The organism is Chryseobacterium sp. T20, from assembly GCF_047345655.1.
GTDB lineage: Bacteria > Bacteroidota > Bacteroidia > Flavobacteriales > Weeksellaceae > Chryseobacterium.
The window spans coordinates 640,519-657,926 of record NZ_JBLFDU010000002.1 but is presented as its reverse complement, the minus strand read 5'-3'; the positions used below and the strand labels follow the sequence as shown (position 1 = coordinate 657,926).

Annotated in this window: 17 protein-coding genes; 3 read left to right on the top strand and 14 right to left on the bottom strand. The window is 37.8% G+C overall.

Features of this window, described 5'->3' with window-relative positions:
* Positions 1–32: 32 nt before the first annotated feature.
* From ACMA47_RS08300 to ACMA47_RS08240, 13 genes are all read right to left on the bottom strand, one after another.
* A complete protein-coding gene (locus tag ACMA47_RS08300; RefSeq protein WP_411413974.1) occupies positions 33–923 on the bottom strand; it encodes a helix-turn-helix domain-containing protein in 891 nt (296 codons plus the stop codon).
* Between the two features lie 192 nt (positions 924–1,115).
* A complete protein-coding gene (locus tag ACMA47_RS08295; protein WP_413929419.1) occupies positions 1,116–3,362 on the bottom strand; it encodes a TonB-dependent receptor in 2,247 nt (748 codons plus the stop codon).
* 193 nt (positions 3,363–3,555) lie between these two features.
* Positions 3,556–4,443 (bottom strand): urea transporter, encoded by an 888-nt coding sequence (locus tag ACMA47_RS08290; protein ID WP_413929418.1) that lies wholly within the window; start codon positions 4,441–4,443, stop codon positions 3,556–3,558.
* Positions 4,444–4,637: 194 nt separating this feature from the next.
* Entirely contained in the window at positions 4,638–5,339 is a 702-nt protein-coding gene (locus tag ACMA47_RS08285; protein WP_413929417.1) for a hypothetical protein, read from the bottom strand.
* A gap of 120 nt (positions 5,340–5,459) precedes the next feature.
* A complete protein-coding gene (locus ACMA47_RS08280) occupies positions 5,460–6,248 on the bottom strand; it encodes an urease accessory protein UreD (RefSeq protein WP_413929416.1) in 789 nt (262 codons plus the stop codon).
* Positions 6,249–6,887: an urease accessory protein UreG gene (gene ureG / locus ACMA47_RS08275; protein WP_413929415.1), complete on the bottom strand. Its 639-nt coding sequence runs from the start codon at positions 6,885–6,887 to the stop codon at positions 6,249–6,251. It lies immediately after the preceding gene.
* A 272-nt stretch (positions 6,888–7,159) separates the two neighbouring features.
* Entirely contained in the window at positions 7,160–7,852 is a 693-nt protein-coding gene (locus tag ACMA47_RS08270) for an urease accessory protein UreF (protein ID WP_413929414.1), read from the bottom strand.
* Positions 7,845–8,354, bottom strand: coding sequence for an urease accessory protein UreE (gene ureE / locus ACMA47_RS08265; RefSeq protein ID WP_413929413.1), 510 nt, complete (start codon positions 8,352–8,354; stop codon positions 7,845–7,847). Before ureE ends, ACMA47_RS08270 begins: the two co-directional genes overlap by 8 nt.
* Entirely contained in the window at positions 8,344–8,991 is a 648-nt protein-coding gene (locus ACMA47_RS08260; protein ID WP_413929412.1) for a hypothetical protein, read from the bottom strand. Before ACMA47_RS08260 ends, ureE begins: the two co-directional genes overlap by 11 nt.
* 109 nt (positions 8,992–9,100) lie before the next feature.
* Positions 9,101–10,822, bottom strand: a complete 1,722-nt coding sequence (gene ureC / locus ACMA47_RS08255) for an urease subunit alpha (RefSeq protein ID WP_413929411.1) — start codon at positions 10,820–10,822, stop codon at positions 9,101–9,103.
* 1 nt (position 10,823) lies between these two features.
* Positions 10,824–11,192, bottom strand: coding sequence for an urease subunit beta (ureB, locus tag ACMA47_RS08250; protein WP_034697259.1), 369 nt, complete (start codon positions 11,190–11,192; stop codon positions 10,824–10,826).
* Positions 11,193–11,203: 11 nt separating this feature from the next.
* Positions 11,204–11,506 carry an urease subunit gamma gene (gene ureA / locus ACMA47_RS08245; protein ID WP_047387758.1) on the bottom strand — a complete coding sequence of 101 codons (303 nt, stop codon included), beginning with the start codon at positions 11,504–11,506 and terminating at the stop codon, positions 11,204–11,206.
* Positions 11,507–11,659: 153 nt separating this feature from the next.
* Entirely contained in the window at positions 11,660–12,025 is a 366-nt protein-coding gene (locus ACMA47_RS08240; protein ID WP_413929410.1) for a hypothetical protein, read from the bottom strand.
* A gap of 406 nt (positions 12,026–12,431) precedes the next feature.
* Between ACMA47_RS08240 and pruA the strand changes: the two genes are divergently transcribed.
* The 3 genes from pruA (at position 12,432) to ACMA47_RS08225 (ending at position 15,186) form a co-directional block, all read left to right on the top strand.
* Entirely contained in the window at positions 12,432–14,057 is a 1,626-nt protein-coding gene (gene pruA / locus ACMA47_RS08235) for an L-glutamate gamma-semialdehyde dehydrogenase (RefSeq protein ID WP_413929409.1), read from the top strand.
* A gap of 464 nt (positions 14,058–14,521) precedes the next feature.
* Positions 14,522–14,671 (top strand): hypothetical protein, encoded by a 150-nt coding sequence (locus ACMA47_RS08230; protein ID WP_253318144.1) that lies wholly within the window; start codon positions 14,522–14,524, stop codon positions 14,669–14,671.
* Positions 14,672–14,976: 305 nt separating this feature from the next.
* On the top strand, positions 14,977–15,186 hold the full coding sequence (locus ACMA47_RS08225) for a hypothetical protein (RefSeq protein WP_413929408.1): 210 nt from the start codon (positions 14,977–14,979) through the stop codon (positions 15,184–15,186).
* Positions 15,187–15,502: 316 nt separating this feature from the next.
* Here ACMA47_RS08225 and ACMA47_RS08220 read toward each other — a convergent pair whose 3' ends face one another.
* Positions 15,503–17,131: a tetratricopeptide repeat protein gene (locus tag ACMA47_RS08220; protein WP_413929407.1), complete on the bottom strand. Its 1,629-nt coding sequence runs from the start codon at positions 17,129–17,131 to the stop codon at positions 15,503–15,505.
* Positions 17,132–17,408 lie beyond the last annotated feature (277 nt).

Sequence of the window (17,408 nt, the reverse complement as noted above, 5' to 3'; positions counted from 1 at the left end):
CTCCAGCATCCAACATCCTGCTTCCAGCCTTACTACACTGAAATTCTGCTGTTATTCAAAAACTGGATTCTATATTCCTTTGGCGTAATTCCTGCAATTTTTTTGAAAAGCTGGGTAAAATGGGATGCGGTATGAAAATTCAGTTCGTAGGCAATCTCTGCGATATCTTTACTGGAGTGAAGTAATGCTTTGCTGTAATTGATATCAATCTCATTGATCCACTGTTTCGGAGATTTTTGAGTTACTCCTTTGACACACTTATTCAGATAACTTTCCGTAACGGACAGTTTATCAGCATAAAAAGCTACTCTTTTTTCTCCCACATGATATTTGAACAAAAGATCACGGAACTGAAGAGACAGTTCCATAGGGCGGGTTGCGGATTTGTGATGGGTATCAGAATCTGTGCTCAGCATTTTGATCAGAATCAAATGAAGCATCGTCACTACTACATCATTAACATTGAGGTTATTCAACCACAATTCCTGTTCCATGATCGGGAGAAGCTGTGTAATGGTTCCATATGTCAGGCTGTCCAGATTCAGGAAGGGAGTCATGAAGAAGATACTGCTTTTATGTTTTGGAAGTTCCTGTTCAGACAGAATATTATTTTCATAAGCAAGGAAGAAACCTTCAATATCGTCTGATAATTCTACCGTTGCAGTGATTGTGCCTTGTTTAATAAAGATGACTCCTCCTTTTTCCGCATGATATTCTTTATTTTCAAGATACTGTCTGATATGGCCATTGGTAACGAAAATAATAAAATTGAACGTGGTACGGTACGGAATCACCGGCATCAGAATGCCTTTAAGATAATTTTCTATCCGATACAGCTGTATATCAGCATTGTTAGCCAATATCTTGTCCGTAATATTCGGTAGAAAAAGCTTTTTATATTGAAAATTGGATAGTACTTCCATATCCTTGTTATGATTATTTAAAGTTATACAAAATATTTTAAAGCAAAGGAGGCAAGCAAAAGAGTGAAAAAGCTAAAGTGGAAATAGTAAAACCCCGAAACACGTATCCCGAAACCCATAATTTACTCTCTCCAACTCTTCTACTCTCAAACTCTCTCACCCTCTCACTCTACTACTCTCCCACTCTCCTGTTTAGAACTTATAATACACTCCTACTCTCACTCCAAAAGGACTTCCCGGTGTATAGGTAAGATCTGTAATAGGTTCTGCTTCTCCTTTTAATTGCGTTTCTGTGGCAAACTGTGCTTCGTTCCATTTTACATTGAAAAGATTGTTCAGCTGAACATTCGCTCCCCATTTCTGACGGTTATAGGAAAGCATCAAATCATTTACAAAATAGGCTTTCGTTCTGATGCTGTTATCCTCTACTGCAGGTCTTGCTCCCAGATATCTGTACTGAAGTCCTAAGGAAAAACCATTCAGGAAATCCCAGTTGACAGATCCTGTACTGGTCACTACCGGAGCCAGTGGAACGTAGTCCTGACCTTTTTCTTCTTCGGTAAATCTTGCGTGGGAATAATTGATATCTGCATTCAGATAAAAGTTTTCCAATGGCTGGAAACGAACGCCAAGATCTGCCCCGAAACGTCTTGATTTTCCGGAAGGCTCTACTACTGCATCATCTCCTACATACACAAATTCCTGCTGAAGATCCATATACCATAAGGCCGGAGTAATAATCAATGATTTGAACGGGTGCAATCTTACCCCGAAATCTGCTCCTATAGAATATGGAAGGGTATTTTCGTTTTTATTGGGAACAACCACCCTCAGGTCATTGGAGTGAAAGCCCATTCCTGTTTTCAGAAACCACATCACATTGTCATTCTGAGCATAGGAGAAATTCAATTTTGGACTCAGCCTTGTTGCTTCTTTCGACTGTCCAGATGGCAATTGCTCCACATCCAGCAGATTGTGCATGTTGAAAATAAAATGATCTACTCTCAAAGCCGGATTGATGGTCCATTTTCCTGTTTTCCAGATCAATCCTGAATAGGCATGAAGATTGGTTTCCGTACCTGTCACATCTGATAATCTGTCCAGCAGAAGATCCCTGTGATAAACGTGATTAAGCTGTAGAGTATTGATATCATCATTTCTTAATCCGATTCCTGAAGTCCAGTTTAAAGAACTGTTGGCCAAGGAGAAAGTCTTCGTATATTTCACTTCGGCTCCGTAAATATTCCTTCCGTCCGTCTGCTGAATTTCATCGCCATGATCTTTATCTTTTAAATTAAAGGTAAAATCGGAATACAGGTTGAAATTATATTTTGAATAAAAGGCCATCGCATCAATCTGCTCGGAAGGAGAAATGATGTGCTTGAAATTCATCTGAAGGTTTGTTCTGGAAGTTTTTCCGCCTTCTGTAGGGTCTATACTTCCCCATCTTCCAATGATTCCTTCGTCTACGGCACGTTCCGGAATCTGTCCGGAAGCATTCCATGAAGAATTAAATGTTGAAAACTGGATGTTGAAATAGTCTTTGTCAGTCAACCATTGATTGTATTTCCCGAAAATATTAACTCGGTTAAAATTCTGTTTTACATCAAAAGGTCCGTCTGTGTAGTTGTATTCTGCTGCTATATAGGCATTTTTTCTTCCCAGATCATCATGCAGAATATTGAACATTCCCAACACTCTTTTGGAATTGAAAGAACCTCCTTCCAGTTTAATCATACTGTTTTTCAATCCATTGTAGGTCTGAAAATCTACATATCCGGCTGTATTAAAGTCTCCACGATCCATGTAATAGGCTCCTTTTCCAAAGTCAATATTATTAACGGTTTCAGGAATCACAAAATGCAGATCAGAATATCCCTGACCGTGAGCATGAGAAACAATGTTCACAGGCATCCCGTCTACATTCACGCTTACATCAGTACCATGATCGGCATCAAATCCTCTTAAAAAAAGCTGCTCGGCCTTTCCTCCTCCGGCATGCTGTGCAATAAACAGTCCCGGAACTTTTCTGAGCAAATCCTGCGCTGAACTGACCGGAAATTTATTCAGATCAACCTTTGTAATGGCAGATAGAAATGAACTGTGATTGATGGCTACTTCAGAAATCTGAAAAGGCTTATGCTGTAAAAAAATAACTTTATTTTTATCATCATCATTGGTCACTACCCATTTTACCTCATCGTATCCCTGACGGCTGATCACAAGAGTATCAGGAAGAGATTTTACAGGAACGGCAAATGCACCGTCTGTTGCGGTATGGGTATGGCTGTTTCCGTGATCATATTTTACCAAAACATCCGCAATGGGAAATTTGTCATCGGCATCTTTAATCAGCAACTGTTTTTCCGCTTCCTGCGCCATCATTTTTCCACTGAATGCCATAGCCAGAAATACGGCTGCTATTTTTGTTATTTTCATTTTTTAGTTTAATTATATTTAAATTTTAGAAGTTAGTAGTTAGAAACTAGAAGTTAGAGGAATATCAATAGTGAATTTTGCTTCGCAAGTGAATTGTTAATCATCATGAAAAACCTTAAACCTTGAACTTTAAACTTTGAACTGCCTCACTCTCAATCCCTCAAACCCTCCAACTCTAAGACTCTCTAATTCTTTATTTTTTTGTTTTAAGAAATATTTTTTGAATCAAAAGTGTAATCCATGTTCCCACTACAAATGGGAAAGTAAATACTCCGCCCACAATATCCAGACAATGATTGTCTATTAAAAGATCATCAATAACTATAGTGATGAGAACCGCAATCAGCACCCATAAACCATCTGTTTTTTTGACTCCTGAAAAAACAATGGCAGAAAGCACCGCATTAAAACCAAATAATCCCATATGAATTTCTTTGATAGGTTCACCATTCAATTGTGATAATCCTGCCCCTAAAATAGAGGCTGCCAGTCCATACAAAGCGGCTACCGGAGAGCTAATAAAAACAGCCAGAAAGAAAATAATTCCTGAAAGTACACCTCCCTGAAATATCACTTCGCCAAAACCATTGGTACACGTAAGAAAATCATCATATTCTGTAGGAACTACTTCACTGCTCAGCATTTCAGAAGGCGGAATATGGGTAAAATGGTGCAGTGCAAATACCAACACCCACGAAATAATGATGAAAGGAAAAGTAAACACCGGAATTTTCTTCCGAATAAAGAAATGCTGAATCACAGCGGCCAACGCTCCACCCAATACAATAAGAACCCAGATCAATACTGTTGTCTGAAACAGAAATGCCAATGCTACCCCTACAAGAGCTGCACTGAAACCATAAAGACCGGCATTGATTTCAGATTTGTCGTAATTAAGCTTCATTGCAGCAAAAGTTCCTGCTGCTGTTGAAAGCAATACGGCCACTCCACACTGCCAGCTTCCCATAAAGATTCCTATCAGAAACAGAAGTCCGGTCCATCTGTTTTCCTGGAGCATAATCTGCCCGATTCCTTTTAAAACATTGTCTATAAAGGGGATTTTTTTGAAAAATTCGTCCATAGTTTTTTTTATTAATGATGTAAGGTGAAATGTTGTATTTAATGCGAGATTCGGGGTTCGGGGTTCGGGGTTCGGAATGTGAGGTACGAGGATTACATTAAAATAAAAAGATACAAGATTGAAAATCATCATTTTTCAGCTTCATTTTCAACTCTCAAACCCTCTTACTCTCAAACTCTACCACTCAAATCCCACTACCATCCAAGAAAAACCATTCCGACACCACAAACGGTTACTACCGCTCCACTTACCACACCCATATATCTTTCCAGTTTTTCGGTATTGAATAATGTTGAGTATCCATAACGTCCTAAAAGAACCATTCCAAGCATGGTCAACACAGTTGTCGCCGTGAAAGAAGTCACCAATATGGCAATTTCAGACATTGAATGTTTTACTCCTGAATAAAATAATAAAGGAATCAAAGGTTCACTTGGTCCCATTACGAAAATCATGAACAGAACAAGCGGTGTTACTTTTATTCTTTTTTGAGGCATTACGATTTCGCTGTGATTATGTTCGTATACATACACATCATCACCCATCACATCAAAATGTTTATGTGGTTTATTTCTGATCGCCTGGATGAGGCCGTATACCAGATACACTCCTCCAAAAATCAACAGTGCCCATCCTGAGAAATTCCCTCTGATATCCTGAAACCAGGAGATTTTATTCAACTGCCATCCCAGAAAAACTCCGATAAAACCTAAGATCAGAGAACTGAACACATGTCCAAATCCGCAGACAACGGTTAAGATGGCTGTTTTCATTCCGCTCCATTTCTTGGATTTGGAGATGACAATGAAAGGCAGATAATGATCTGGCCCTGAAGCGGTATGTATAAAACTTATTGAAACAGCACTTAAAAGAAGTGCCCAAACTGTACTATCCATTTTCTATTTATCTATTGTTTTTCTCTATTAAGTTTTGGCTAAAGCCAATGGAAGATTAATTTTTATTTCGCGGGCTAAAGCCCGCGTCTATTGAATATGTCATTCGTAGATTATCTTCTTTTACTTGAGTGACCAAAGGATTTCCTGAATATACAGGAAGAAGTTGTACATCATTTCACCTCCGTGTCCCAGAGCTCTCACTACAAAACCATTGTCTTCCATAGCAGAAACTCCTACTTCCATTTCTTCGTGATGTTGCGCAGCGGCTTCAACGATCTCCTCTATCAATCCGTTTTTATCTACATTTTCTTTTGTACTGTAGAAAATCAGTGTTCCCTGATGGGTATATTGTTCCAGATTTCCGATACTGCTGATCGGGATCATATCAGGTTGAATCAGAACATTATCTTTTACCACAAGCTTATTATTGTGATAGATTTCCATCACATTCTGAAAACGTTTCAGTTTAAAAACTTCTCCATAATGTTTTCTCCCACAGGTAATGATCTCGCTGATAATGATCTGACTGTTTTTCCCGATATGAATATTGGCTTTACTCTTAAAGTTGGAATCTTCGTGAGGAACTATTGGATGAGGTACATAAGCAAAAGAAGTTTCATCTTCCATAGAAACGTTGAGTTCCTGAAGCGCTTTGTCCTGCATGTTGAAAAGCCTTTGGTAGGATTGTGACTGCAACTGCAGCGCTGCTCCTTTTTCAAGGGTAACCTCCAAATGATAGTGATCTCCATCCAGAATTCCCGGAGAAGAGCTCATCACCATCTGATAGAGCTTTTTGTCACTTTTTCGCTGTCCTACAGAAACTACTCTGAAAGGAAGTGAGACATAAAGGTCTTTCACATAGGATTCTCCTCCCTTGAATCCTGCAATAATTTTTAAATGACTATCCATTTATCTTACCAAATTCGGTTCTTCAACTTCTTCTAAAAGGGCATATTTTTTAATCCAACCTATTACTTTATCCAGTCCTTCATCTGTTTTCAGGTTGGTGAACACGAAAGGATTTCCTTTTCTCATTCTTCGGGCATCATTCTCCATCACTTCAAGGCTGGCACCTACGTGAGGGGCAAGGTCAATTTTATTGATGATCAATAAGTCTGATCGTGTAATACCAGGTCCACCTTTTCTAGGAATTTTTTCTCCTTCTGCCACGTCAATGATGAAAATAGTGACATCTGCAAGATCGGGGCTGAATGTCGCTGAAAGGTTATCTCCACCACTTTCAATCAAAACCAGTTCGATTTCCGGGAAACGTGCTGCCAGCTCATCTACTGCTTCAAGGTTCATACTTGCATCTTCACGGATTGCGGTGTGAGGGCAACCTCCTGTTTCTACTCCGATAATTCTGTCGTGAGGAAGAAGGCTGTTTTTAGCCATAAATTCAGCGTCTTCTTTGGTATAAATATCATTCGTGATGACTCCCAGATCATAAGTCCCGAATAATTTTCTGCTTAAACGTTCCAGTAATGCTGTTTTTCCTGAACCTACAGGTCCTGCCACTCCTACTTTTATATATTTTCTATTTTCCATTTTCTTTAAATTTTATTTTTTTAACGCTATGGGCGCTAAGTTTTTTTTGATTGTGAATATTTTTTGATCGCAAGGACGTTTCACTCAGCAAAGAGCACCTTGTTTCACGTATATTTTTTATTAATTGAGAATACTATAAAGGGCGCAAAGGCATTTCATTCAGCTAAAAAACACTCCTATTCATTTAATCCTAAGTTTCTTCATTTTCTTAGCTTTCCAATCTTCCTTTTATCATTTTGCCTTTACTTCCTTTTGTCTTTTATTTTTACTTTTTACGACATATAAAGTCTTGAATACAGTCTTTCGTGCTGCATACATCTGATATCAAAAGCGGTATTACAAAGTCCCACCATATCCCTGTCCATCTCCATGGTTTCCCAGACAGTCTTTTCCATTACGGGATAGAGTGAGAATAAAATATCCTGTCCGTCCAATTGCCCAAGAGGAACTAATTTGACAGCATTGGTAATCATTCCCGCAACCGAAGTGTAATAGAACCCTAAAAGGGCTTCATACAAAGGAATTTTCATCAGATAAGCATACACTCCGAACACAATACAGTAATGAGAATTGGCTTCTTTATGCTGAACAGCTTTCTCAAAAGCTTCCATAAAAGGAAAACTTTCTCTTCTTTTGAAGATTTTAATCAGTCTGAGGCCCAGTTTCTGGCTCGCCTGGCGGATTTCCTTTGGACATTTTATCGCATTACATTCATTGTCGAGAAGCAATAATGTTTCTAAATCACTTTTTTCTGCCGCTTCATAAGCCAGTTTTACAAAAGCTCCATCATTGAATTTCAGGTTGTACTGAAGCATATTCTGTACAAATTCTTTCGCGGTTGCCAGATCATGTACAATTCTTTCCTGCACATACGTTTCAAGTCCGTTGGAATGGGTATATCCTCCGATGGGAAGTGTAGGATCTGCAAGATGAAGCAGTCCTGACAGGAAGTTTATATTATTCATCTTTCGGGGCCGCCATTTTTAAGATTTTTGTAAAGATTGTGGAGCCCAGACTTCCGTGTCCATGAGGTTCTACATTAGATTTAAGAAGATTAAGCAGTTTCACAGATTGTTTTTCCGGTTTGAAACCGCTTGCTTCCAGCCATCTGAACATCGGCATTTCAAAAGGAAGCAATACTTTATCTTCCTGAATGAAAAGCGGAATATGTTTATTTCCGATCTCATAACATACAGTTCCCATTTCCAGCAATGAAGCGGGTGACATCACAATAGCATCTGTTTCCAGAACATTGATTGCAATTATTTTTTCGGCATCCTCAAAAAGAATATCTCCTTCACGTAATCGTTGTCCTTCTCTGAGAAATTTGATGGCAACATCAATTCCCTGTCTGGTTTTTTTACGCTGGATTCTTTTGGTGGTTTCAAACCATTCCAGATCAAGATAGTCTATGGTTTTCTCCGAAGGATTTTCAGCAAGATTGCCTATGATTTGATTAATTATCATTTTTGGATTTTTTTCTGAAGTCTAAGTTTTTGGAGATTCCCACCCCGAATGTTGAACCACTGATTCCTGCTACATAGCTTTTCGTCCAGCCTTCTTCTTTTGTTTTGGTCTGAAGCATTGAAAGTTCTGCAAATTTGAATTTCAGTGCCCAGCCTCCTCCTAATACGATTCCGATCAAAGGGTAAGCACGAAGGCGGAATCCATTAAAATTCTGCATCGCATCTGCTGCTGTTGAAAGCTGTTGTCCCCAAACATAGTGAGCATCCACCTGACCGATCAACACAAAATATTTTCCAAGCATTACTGACGGACTATACCAGATACCTGCTTCATTTTGTTTGTATACTACATTGTGGTCCACCGTATTTTGTGAGTAAGCATAATTAACTCCGATAAGGTCATTATTATTGATGAAGTATCCCACGCCAAGCGGTGCACTGGAAACAGTACTGCTGCTGCTTGAAGGTGTCGTAATTTTAGAATAGTCTAATGAACCGTACACCATAAACTGTCCCTTTGGTCCGTCTTCATCACTTTTCAATCTGTGTCCACCCAGAAACTGAGCATTCAGATTCCCTGAAAGCATAGACATACCGGCTATGGCAAGAGAAAAAACTGTTTTATTTAAATATTTCATTCTACCCTTAGTTCTATAATTGTTTTACATTGAATTGGATAAACTTTGATTAAACCTTATAGGTTTTAAAAACCTATAAGGTTTGTACCTGTCATTGTTTAAATTGATTTTAGAACAAATAATACAACTGTGTTAAAGGAAGTGTTTCTGCCGGTTCACAAGTAATGTATTCACCGTCTACTGTTACTTTATAGTTTTCAGGATTCACTTCAATTAAAGGCGTCTTATCATTATGGATAAGGTCTTTTTTACCAATATTTCTACAGTTTTTCACCGGAAGAATCATTTTTTCCAGTTTGTAAGAAGCTATTGTTCCATTGTCGATAGAAATCTGAGAAACGAAGTTCGCGCAAATACCAAACTTAGCTTTCCCGTGAGCTCCGAACATATTTCTGTAAATAATTGGCTGAGGGGTTGGAATAGAGGCGTTAGGATCTCCCATTTTAGCAGCAATGACAAATCCTCCTTTTACAATCATTTCCGGTTTTACGCCAAATAAGGCAGGTTTCCAGATCACCAAATCCGCTAATTTTCCTTCCTCAATGGATCCTACATATTCTGAAATACCATGTGCTATAGCCGGGTTGATGGTATACTTCGCTACATATCTTTTTGCACGGTAATTATCATTTCCACTGTCTTTATCTTCAGTAAGATCACCTCTCTGCTCTTTCATTTTGCTCGCAGTCTGCCATGTTCTGGTGATTACTTCTCCAGGTCTTCCCATCGCCTGAGAATCTGAACTCATGATGCTGAAAACGCCCATATCATGAAGAATATCTTCAGCGGCAATGGTTTCAGGACGAATACGGGAATCTGCAAACGCTACGTCTTCAGGAATGTTTTTGCTCAAGTGGTGGCAAACCATCAGCATGTCTAAATGTTCGTCAATTGTATTGATGGTATAAGGACGTGTAGGATTGGTAGAAGCCGGCAATACATTCGGATACATAGCAGCTTTAATAATGTCCGGTGCGTGACCTCCACCAGCTCCTTCTGTGTGGAAAGTATGGATTACCCTTCCGTTGATGGCTCTCATGGTATCTTCCAGAAACCCTCCTTCATTCAATGTATCCGTGTGGATGGCCACCTGAACGTCATATTTATCAGCTACTTTCAATGCAGCATCAATGGTTGCAGGAGTTGCTCCCCAGTCTTCGTGAATTTTTACTCCCAAAGCACCTGCTTCCACCTGTTCCTCAATAGGTTCTTCAGCTGAACAGTTTCCTTTTCCGAAGAAACCAAGATTCATAGGATATTCTTCTGCTGCTTCAAGCATTTTCTGCATGTTGAATCTTCCGGGAGTTACTGTAGTAGCATTGGTTCCGTCATTTGGACCTGTACCACCACCAATCATTGTGGTGATTCCGCTGTAAAGAGATGTTTCAATCTGTTGAGGACAGATGTAGTGAATGTGAGTGTCAATTCCTCCGGCCGTTACGATATAACCTTTTCCTCCGTGAACTTCCGTTGAAGCCCCAATGATCATATTAGGTGTTACCCCGTCCATCGTATCAGGATTTCCTGCTTTTCCGATTCCTACAATCTTTCCGTCTTTGATTCCAATATCTCCTTTTACAATTCCCCAGTGGTCAATGATTACGGCTCCTGTGATACAAAGATCCAAAACACCTTCGTCTCTTTTAGCAGTAACATTTTGTCCCATCCCGTCACGCACGGTTTTTCCTCCTCCGAAAACGGCTTCGTCACCATAATGAGTAAAATCTTTTTCGATTTCAATGATAATTTCAGTGTCTCCCAGTCTGATTTTGTCTCCTGCTGTAGGACCTAATATATTGGCGTATTGTTTTCTGTCTACGTGTAAGCTCATCTTAATGATTTTTAAAGTTTAACTCTTCAACTTTTGCAAGGCTTACTTTTTTCTGTTCTTCAGAATCTACCTGTCCATCGACAAGATTATTGAAGCCCATTGCTTTTTTGGTCCCTCCTATTTCTACCAATTCCACTTCTTTTTCTTCACCCGGCTCGAAACGTACTGCAGTACTTGCTACAATATTCAGTCTCTTTCCGAAAGCTTTTTCACGGTCAAAACTCATCGCTTTATTAACTTCGAAAAAGTGAAAGTGTGAACCTACCTGAATAGGTCTATCTCCGGTATTGGTTACTTTTATTTTTACAGTTTCTCTGCCTTCATTGCAGATAATTGTACCTTCTTTTACAAAAATTTCTCCTGGTATCATAATCAGTAGTATTAGCGGATTGGATTGTGTACGGTTACCAGCTTAGTTCCATCAGGGAAAGTGGCTTCAATCTGAACATCATGGATCATTTCTGATACACCTGGCATTACATCATCTTTGGTAAGAAGGTTGGCTCCTTCCTGCATCAGTTCCGCTACTTTTTTTCCATCTCTTGCTCCTTCAAGCAGAAAGTGGCTGATCAGAGCTATGGATTCAGGATAGTTTAATTTAAGGCCTCTTGCCTTTCTTTTCAGAGCGAGTTCGCCTGCCAGAAATAGCATAAGCTTCTCCGTTTCTCTCGGTGTTAAGTGCATAATATTTTTATTTAAAATTGGACAAACGATATCCTATTCACCTCTCCGTAAAGGCAAACAGACATGTTCAAAAATGTAAATTGGGAATGATTTTTATGAGTCTGTACTCATGAGAATACAAACCATAGCGAATCATTAAAAATTAAAAAAGAATTAGCAGCCCGCTATCTGCAGGGAATGATACAGAATGTATCTTGGTGCGGTAATGTAAATACGGTTTTGAACGGCCGCAACCCGTGTGTTGTAAGTATAATCTGCAAAGAAATAGTGTAACCACTGCTGTGCAAGTATTGAGTAATCAAATTTTACTTTCTCCCAGTCATTGGAATCCTGCACATCCTGTGCATCTGAAAAACTATAGATTTCAGGTTGGGTCTGCTGATCAGATTTCTGTTGTAAAAGATGAATTCTTGAAAGGACATCAGAGTATGGTTGAGTTTTCCCCTTATGCGCAAAAAGACCTGCACACAACGCTGAGAAAAATATCACAAAAGAGAAAAATAAGACTCTTTTTTTCATACCTGTTAATAATGGTGTAAAATTAGAACAATCTTATCCCTCCGGCTATCAAAAAAATTATTTAAAATGTTCAAAATCGCAACAAAAGTGAATTTATATAATTTTAACATTCCACTATAAATCCCTTATTTACAGCAATTAATAGCTGTTTTTAAACTATGACAAATATTTTATTGTCCTAATTCCTATAATTATAACAAAATGATGCATTTTTTTCCAAAAGCTAAAGAATTATCAAAACATATCAGGATTTAATAAAATCTATCACCAAAAAAAGCTTAAATATCACCAGAAAACTCATTTTATATTTTATTTGACAAAAACAGATGGTATTTTTTCTTTCTTTATAATTATTGTAAATTTGTATACACATCTTATTTAATTTAATAAAATAATAAAACGTAATATGTCAAAAGCAATTTCGCAAGTACCATTAGCGGTAAACGAGCCTGTAAACTCATACGAACCGGGATCTCCGGAAGTTAAAAGCCTTATCGACACGTATAAAAAAATGTGGGCTGAAAAGGTAGAAATCCCAATGATCATCAACGGAAAAGAAGTAAAAACTGAAACAAAAGTACAGCTTCAGTCTCCACAGGATCATGCTCATGATTTCGGGTTCTACTATCAGGGTGGTATGCAGCATGTGGATGACGCTATCAACGCGGCATTGGCAGCTAAACAGGAATGGAATGAGCTAGGCTGGGAACAGCGTGCAGCAATTTTCTTAAAGGCAGCTGATCTTTTGGCTGGTCCTTACAGAGATGTAATTAATGCAGCAACAATGATCGGACAGTCTAAAAATGTACACCAGGCTGAAATTGATTCTGCTTGTGAGTTCATTGACTTCTTAAGATTCAATGTAGAGTTCATGACAGAAATGTATGCTGAGCAGCCGGTTTCTGACAATGGAATCTGGAACCGTGTTGAATACAGACCATTAGAAGGATTCTGCTTTGCGGTAACTCCATTCAACTTTACAGCGATTTCAGGAAACCTTCCTACTTGTATGGCTATGTTAGGAAACGTTGTGGTTTGGAAGCCATCTGACAAGCAGGTATATTCTGCAAAAGTAATCATGGATGTATTAATTGAAGCGGGTCTTCCTGCTGGGGTTATCAACATGATCTTTACTGATGGTAAAGAAACTGCTGAAAAAGTATTAGCGCACAGAGATTTCGCAGGTCTTCACTTCACTGGTTCTACAAAAGTATTCCAGGGAATGTGGAAAATGATCGGTGATAACATCCACAACTACAGAACATATCCAAGAATCGTTGGAGAAACTGGTGGTAAAGACTTTGTTATTGCTCACCCGTCTGCTAACGTAGAAGCTGTAGCAACTGCATTGGTAAGAGGTGCTTTCGAATATCAGGGACAGAAATGTTCTGCTGCTTCAAGAGCTTATGTACCTAAGTCTCTTTGGGCTGATGTGAAAAAAGTAATGGAAGCTCAGATGAGCACCATCAAAATTGGTTCTCCGGAAGATACTTCTAACTTCGTCAACGCTGTAATCGATAAGAATTCTTTCGAAAAATGTAAAGGATATATCGACAGAGCAAACGCTTCAGGTGAAGCTACTGTAGCTATCGGTGGAAAAGTAGATGATTCTAAAGGATGGTTCGTACACCCAACAGTAATTGAAACTACAAATCCTCAATATGAAAGTATGGTAGAAGAAATCTTCGGCCCAATCCTTTCTGTATTTGTATATGAAGATCAAGACTGGAAAGAAACCCTTAAGTTAGTAGATTCTTCTTCTCCATATTCATTGACTGGTTCTGTATTCTCACAAGATCGTTACGCCATCAACGAAGCTTACAAAGCTTTAGAAAATGCATCCGGTAACTTCTACATCAATGATAAACCAACAGGTGCCGTAGTAGGACAGCAGCCTTTCGGTGGTGGTAGAGCTTCAGGAACCAACGATAAAGCAGGTTCTAAAATGAATCTTCTAAGATGGACATCTGTAAGAAGCGTAAAAGAAACTTTTGTTTCTCCAAAAAACTACAAATATCCATACCTAGGGTAATTAATAAATAACAAGTAATAGGCAATGAGTAATTGTTGTCTGTTCTTTGAATACAGCCTCGGAATTTCGGTTTCGGGGCTTTTTTGTGAGGTTTCGGGGTGCGAGATACGGGGTGCGGGATTCGAGGTTTGAGAGTTTGAGGGTTTGAGGGTTTGAGAATATTAGAGTATGAGAGTATTTTTGGTAATAAAGTATTTTTTGGAGTACAAATCAACCTTAAACTTTAAACTCGAATCTCGCATATCCCGTATCTCGAAACACGCATCCCGAAACTCAATCCCCCTACAACCTAACATCTTTTAACAAACTTTACCGATATTTTACGATTCTTCAGGCCCTGTTAGGAATAATTGTTGATTTTTTCATTACTCAACACCACAAAATAGAAGAATATGAAAAAGTTATTGCTAACAGCCGTTGGAATAGGAATATTTGCAGTGAGCTGTGGAACCAAAGAATCGACAATGTCAACCAGTAGCCGGGATTCAGCGGCAGTAGGTAATACGCAAAAAAGTATGACGCCTGCCACTACTGATACAATGACTACAAAAATGACGAATCCTGATACTACCAAGATAAAAAGGGATTCTATGGCAACGTCTCCTGTCAAGTAGTAATGATAACATTCAATCTAAAATGGAAAATCTGCAGATGAAAGCTCTGCAGATTTTTTTGTTGAAAAGATTAGAATCTAAAATGTGAAAGCGATAATTAAGTTTTGTTTTGAAAGATGTTTATTTTTAGGTTTTGGCTAAAGCCAATGGATGAATGATTTATAATTAGCCGGGTTAAAACCCGGCTCTATTGAATTTTAATAAAAACATCTTTTATCTTTTATCTTTTATCTTTTATCTTTTATCTTTTATCTTTTAATTAAATCATTATATTTGATTAAAACCAAACATTAAAATTGACTATTATGAAAAAACTATGGATAGGAGCAGTTCTTGGAATTCTTTTTCTTGGAAGCTGTGCTCAAAACAAAGAAAAAAGAGAAGAATTTAAAGATGCCCATAACAAGGATTCATTGTTGAACAAAATGGGAGATTCTGCGGTAGCAAATTCTGAATCAGCACCGGTTGTCTCTGATACTTTAAAAACCAAAACAGACAGTACAAAGGTTAAATAAAATCACAAATCCACAGAAATTCTGTGGATTTGCACTTAAAAAAACTTGACTGAAAAAAAACCGGGCAATCAACCCCGATTATAGCATATGGTGGATATTCTGATCAGAATATTTCCTTAAAAAAATAAAAATGGGAATGCAGTTTCTCTTATAATGATCTTAGTTCAGAAATGAAATAAAAGTGATAAGCTGTAACAGAATTGTCTTGTGCACTGCGAAACTGGCGCAAAGATATGATAGCGAGGGTTTCCTTTAAAATAATAGGTTGTTCATTTTCGTGAAAATGGCAAGATAGAATAAAACAAAATCCTTCTTTTTAATCATTTTCGGGAAAATGAACATTTTTATCGGATGGGTTTTCAGTATCCAGATATTTGATATAGGCTGATGGAGAGAAGTCTGTAACCGCTTTAAAGACAGCAGCAAATTTACTGTGCGAAGAAAATCCGCACTCGTCAGCAAGGATGCTTATTTTATATTGCCTGTATTTCTCATCATTGATCAGCTTATCTACAATATAATTGATTCTTAAACGATTGACATAGGTTTTGAAATCTGCATTTTTATGCTGATTGATTACATAAGACAGATATTTTGTATTGGTATTCAACTCACCTGCAAGAAAAGACAGAGACATCCCTTTATTGTTATAAAGATCACCTTTTTCAAAATCTTCAAGCAGTTCAAGTAATTTCGATTCTGTCTCGGAAGTCATCAGGGAATCATTCCTTCTTCGGTCTTCTTCAGAATCTTTTTCATCAATTTCTTCCACAAATATGTTCGAAAATTCAGCATCGTCAGATTGAGCTAAAGGATAATGAGCCCTGTTACTGACCATATTTAACTGAGTTCTTATAATATTTCTGAATTTTGAACGCTGTTTTCTCTGCTTTGTCCTGAAGAAAACAAGTAAGCCGACTAACGAAGTAAGCAGAATGATAATGGCTGCATTTTTCACCAGATTCATATGCCCTCCTTTTTTATTACTCTTCCCTTTCAGAGTCTCAGCACCCTTTGGTGTAAAACTTTGATTACGGGCCGCAATACTGTCATAGGCACGGATATATTTCACAGCATATAATGAAGCTTTAAAATTGTCCCCAATTCCTTCATAATAATCATTAATATTGGAATAAACAGCTTTTTTAAGCTTAAGGCTTCTGGATGTATCTGCAATCTTTTCTGCTTTTTTGAGATATAACTCAGCATCTTTCCAGTTTTTCTGCTTCAGACGGATTCCTCCTAAGCCATTATATACCAATCCCAGTGTACAGCTTCCATTTTTCAGCAGGCTTTCTGCTTTTCGATAATAGTCTTCGGAAACAGCATAATCATTAAGCTTGAAATAGACATCTCCCAGCAGCTGATAAGAAGCTGCGGCTGTTCTGTTCTCGTTTTGGCTGTTTATTTTTTCAAAATATTTCAGAGAGGATTCAATATTACGGATTGCATTGGGAAAATTTCCCATCTCCATTTCATAGAAGGCCATTTCCTGATTCAGCAGTCCTGCAGCTTCACTACTTTTCTGAAAATCAACAATCTGACCTGAAGCCTGAAGTCCTTTTACAATGTATTTTTTTGATCTTTCGTATAACCCTACCTGTCTATATTGTCTCGCAAGTAATCTGGTTACTACAGCCATCCATTCAGGATCATTGATCTGATTGATTACCGAGTGGGCATTTTCACTGTAACAGATTGCTTTTTTAAGTTCACCTGCATGATGGTATAATTCTGAAGAAAGCACAAGACACTTTATTTTCTCTGAAGGTTTTTGTGCCTTCATGTAGAGAGAATCTGCAGTTTTGATTGCTTTGGGTAAATCTTTATAAGCTGTAACAGAAGAGGTCTTCTCACAGATAAGGTCAAAGTTATTTTTTTTCTGGGCGAATATGGGAACTGCTGTTACCAGCAGAAATAAAAATGGCAAAAGACTTTTAGGCATAGAAAAATAAATTATTATTTTGATTTTATAATAATTCATCATTATTTTCACAGGGTGTCTTTTTGTTTTTTACAAAACTAGTGATATTTTATTTTTTATTAAAATATTATATTGAAATTTAATCATTTAACCCAAAACGGTAATTTACATTAATTTTAATAATAAGACTAAAATAATAGATGATTATCTTTAATACAAGCTGATGCCTGTTTTAAAACCAAAGTTCCTGTATAATTATTTTCAATATGAACGGCTCATGTGTCATCATATTTATTAC

Bases quoted from the DNA above. Each gene is read 5' to 3' on its own strand.
- ACMA47_RS08280 (WP_413929416.1), bottom strand. From the start codon at position 6,248: ATGGATAGTCATTTAAAAATTATTGCAGGATTCAAGGGAGGAGAATCC.
- ACMA47_RS08300 (WP_411413974.1), bottom strand. From the start codon at position 923: ATGGAAGTACTATCCAATTTTCAATATAAAAAGCTTTTTCTACCGAAT.
- pruA (WP_413929409.1), top strand. From the start codon at position 12,432: ATGTCAAAAGCAATTTCGCAAGTACCATTAGCGGTAAACGAGCCTGTA.
- ureE (WP_413929413.1), bottom strand. From the start codon at position 8,354: ATGATAATTAATCAAATCATAGGCAATCTTGCTGAAAATCCTTCGGAG.
- ACMA47_RS08230 (WP_253318144.1), top strand. From the start codon at position 14,522: ATGTCAACCAGTAGCCGGGATTCAGCGGCAGTAGGTAATACGCAAAAA.
- ACMA47_RS08220 (WP_413929407.1), bottom strand. From the start codon at position 17,131: ATGCCTAAAAGTCTTTTGCCATTTTTATTTCTGCTGGTAACAGCAGTT.
- ACMA47_RS08285 (WP_413929417.1), bottom strand. From the start codon at position 5,339: ATGGATAGTACAGTTTGGGCACTTCTTTTAAGTGCTGTTTCAATAAGT.
- ACMA47_RS08260 (WP_413929412.1), bottom strand. From the start codon at position 8,991: ATGAAATATTTAAATAAAACAGTTTTTTCTCTTGCCATAGCCGGTATG.
- ureB (WP_034697259.1), bottom strand. From the start codon at position 11,192: ATGATACCAGGAGAAATTTTTGTAAAAGAAGGTACAATTATCTGCAAT.
- ACMA47_RS08295 (WP_413929419.1), bottom strand. From the start codon at position 3,362: ATGAAAATAACAAAAATAGCAGCCGTATTTCTGGCTATGGCATTCAGT.
- ureC (WP_413929411.1), bottom strand. From the start codon at position 10,822: ATGAGCTTACACGTAGACAGAAAACAATACGCCAATATATTAGGTCCT.
- ACMA47_RS08240 (WP_413929410.1), bottom strand. From the start codon at position 12,025: ATGAAAAAAAGAGTCTTATTTTTCTCTTTTGTGATATTTTTCTCAGCG.
- ACMA47_RS08225 (WP_413929408.1), top strand. From the start codon at position 14,977: ATGAAAAAACTATGGATAGGAGCAGTTCTTGGAATTCTTTTTCTTGGA.
- ureA (WP_047387758.1), bottom strand. From the start codon at position 11,506: ATGCACTTAACACCGAGAGAAACGGAGAAGCTTATGCTATTTCTGGCA.
- ureG (WP_413929415.1), bottom strand. From the start codon at position 6,887: ATGGAAAATAGAAAATATATAAAAGTAGGAGTGGCAGGACCTGTAGGT.
- ACMA47_RS08290 (WP_413929418.1), bottom strand. From the start codon at position 4,443: ATGGACGAATTTTTCAAAAAAATCCCCTTTATAGACAATGTTTTAAAA.
- ACMA47_RS08270 (WP_413929414.1), bottom strand. From the start codon at position 7,852: ATGAATAATATAAACTTCCTGTCAGGACTGCTTCATCTTGCAGATCCT.